This window comes from Streptomyces griseus subsp. griseus (assembly GCF_000720255.1).
GTDB classification, from domain to species: Bacteria; Actinomycetota; Actinomycetes; order Streptomycetales; family Streptomycetaceae; genus Streptomyces; species Streptomyces griseus_I.
On sequence record NZ_JOJE01000113.1, the window covers coordinates 1 to 2,328 of the forward strand.

Annotated in this window: 1 protein-coding gene and 1 pseudogene; both read left to right on the forward strand. The window is 72.5% G+C overall.

What is annotated here, in order from left to right; translation table 11 throughout:
- Positions 1–49: 49 nt before the first annotated feature.
- Positions 50–580, forward strand: a pseudogene (locus IG99_RS49975) (AMP-binding protein); the annotation flags it as partial.
- Between the two features lie 151 nt (positions 581–731).
- The gene (locus IG99_RS43315; RefSeq protein ID WP_051866635.1) at positions 732–2,327 is read left to right on the forward strand and encodes a condensation domain-containing protein; all 1,596 of its coding nucleotides are present in this window, start codon (positions 732–734) and stop codon (positions 2,325–2,327) included.
- The last annotated feature ends 1 nt before the right edge of the window (position 2,328 follow it).

The following is a 2,328-nucleotide window of genomic DNA, read 5'->3' on the forward strand; positions in this document are numbered from 1 at the left end:
CGACGCGGAGCGTTCGGCGGCCCTGCGTCCGGACAACGTGGCGTACGTGATGTACACCTCCGGCTCCACCGGAACCCCCAAGGGCGTGACCATCACCCACGCGAACCTCGTGAATGGCGTGTCCCGGCTGGCAGAGGTCGTGGACCTCCGGCCCGGCTCCCGGATGCTGTGCGCCACCTCGGTCAACTTCGACGTGTCGGCGTTCGAGGTGTTCAGCGCCCTGAGCGCCGGCGCCACCGTCGACGTGGTGGAGGACGTCCTGGAACTGGCCAAACGCGACGGCTGGACCGGCAGCGCGCTCCAGGCCGTCCCCTCGGTGTTCGCCGAGATCCTCGAACAGGTCTCCGGCCGGATGCAGGTGGACACGGTCGTCCTCGGCGGTGACGCCCTGCCCGCGACACTGCTGGAGAAGGTGCGCGCCGCGATCCCCGGCGTGCGCCTGATGCAGGCCTACGGTCAGACGGAGGACTTCTACGCCACGACGTACCGCATCCCGGACGACTGGACCGGTGCGGGCAACGTGCCGATCGGCCGTCCGCTGGGCAACATGCGGGCGTACGTACTGGGATCGGGTCTCGCCCCGGTGCCGGTGGGCGTGGTGGGCGAGCTGTATGTCGGCGGTGCGGTGGGCCGGGGGTACCACGGGCGTCCCGGGCTGACGGCGGAGCGGTTCGTGGCCGACCCGTTCGGGCCCGCGGGGGAGCGGATGTACCGCACCGGCACAAGCGGTCGTGGTGGTCCGCGAGGGACGCGGCACGGGCGGAAAACAACTGGTGGGCTACGTCGTGCCGGCGTACGGCATCGGCGCGGGCGACCCCGACCTGCGCGCGGGTGTCGACGTGGCCGAGGTTCGCCGCTTCGTGGCCGCCCGGCTGCCCGAGTACATGGTGCCCGCGGTGCTGGTCGTGCTGGACCGGATGCCGCTGGACCTGAACGGCAAGGTCGACCGGCCCGCGCTGCCCGCGCCGGAGTTCTCGGCCGGCGAGTACCGGGCGCCGCGCACACCGGAGGAGCAGACGCTGGCGGCCGTGTACGCCGAGGTGCTGGGGCTCGACCGCGTCGGCGTCGAGGACGACTTCTTCGCCATCGGCGGCGACAGCATCCGCTCGATCCAGGTCGTGGCACGCGCCCGTGCGCGTGGCGTCGAGATCAGCCCGCGTCAGGTCTTCGAGTCCCGGACCGTGGCCGAACTGGCGGCCGGGGCCCGGAGCGGCGCGGCAGCCGTGCTCGAGGAACTGGCGGGCGGCGGCATCGGCTGGATGCCCCTGCCGCCGGCGGCGGCCTATGTGATGGAGGCGGGCGTCGACATCGGCACGTTCTCGATGTCGACACTGCTGGAGCTGCCCGACGGGATCGACGCGCCCGGGCTGGCGGCGACGCTGGGCGCGGTGCTGGACCGGCACGACCTGCTGCGGTCGCGCCTCGTCGCCCGGAACGGCGAACACGGCCTCGTGGTCGACCCGCCCGGCGCACTGCCGGTCGGCACCCTCATCCGCAGGGTCGGCTGCGACGGCCGGTGGGAGTCGCACGCGTGGCGCGAGACGGCGTCCTCGGAACTGAACGCGGCGATGCGGAGGCTGGATCCGGGCGCCGGTGTGATGGCCCAGTTCGTCTGGTTCGACGCCGGCCCCTCGACGTCCGGGCGGCTGCTGATGGTCCTGCACCACCTCGTGGTCGACGGGGTGTCGTGGCGGATTCTGCTGCCGGACCTGGCGGCGGCCTGGGTGCGGGTGCGCGAGGGCGTGCCGGTGGAGCTGCCGGAGGTGACGACGTCGCTCCGCCGCTGGGCACATGCCCTCGTCGAGGAAGCCGCAAGCGACGAGAGGGTCGCCGAACTGGCCTACTGGCAAAGGGTGCTGGAAGGGCCGGACCCTGCTGTGGGGAACCGTTGCCCGGGCCCGGCGGCGGACCCGGTGCCGACCGTGGAGACGGTGGGCGTCGAGCTGCCGGCCCGGGTGACGGAGGCCTTGCTGACCGGGCTTCCGGCGGCGTTCCGGGGCGGATTGAACGACGGCCTGCTCGCCGCGCTCGCGCTGGCCGTGGCCAAGTGGCGCGGGACTGACGACACTTCACTGCTGGTGCGCCTGGAGGGGCACGGGCGTGAGGAGGGGGTCGTTCCGGGCGCGGATCTGTCGCGGACGGTGGGCTGGTTCACCAGCATGTTCCCGGTCCGGCCTGCTGCGATATCTGAATCACCGGACGTCACCGATGCTGGCCTCATATCCCGAGCCGCAGATCGGCTTCAACTATTTGGGCCGCTACTCCGCGGCGGACATGCCGGAGGAGCTGCGCGGCCTGGGCTGGACGCAGGTGCTGGACGTGGATGAC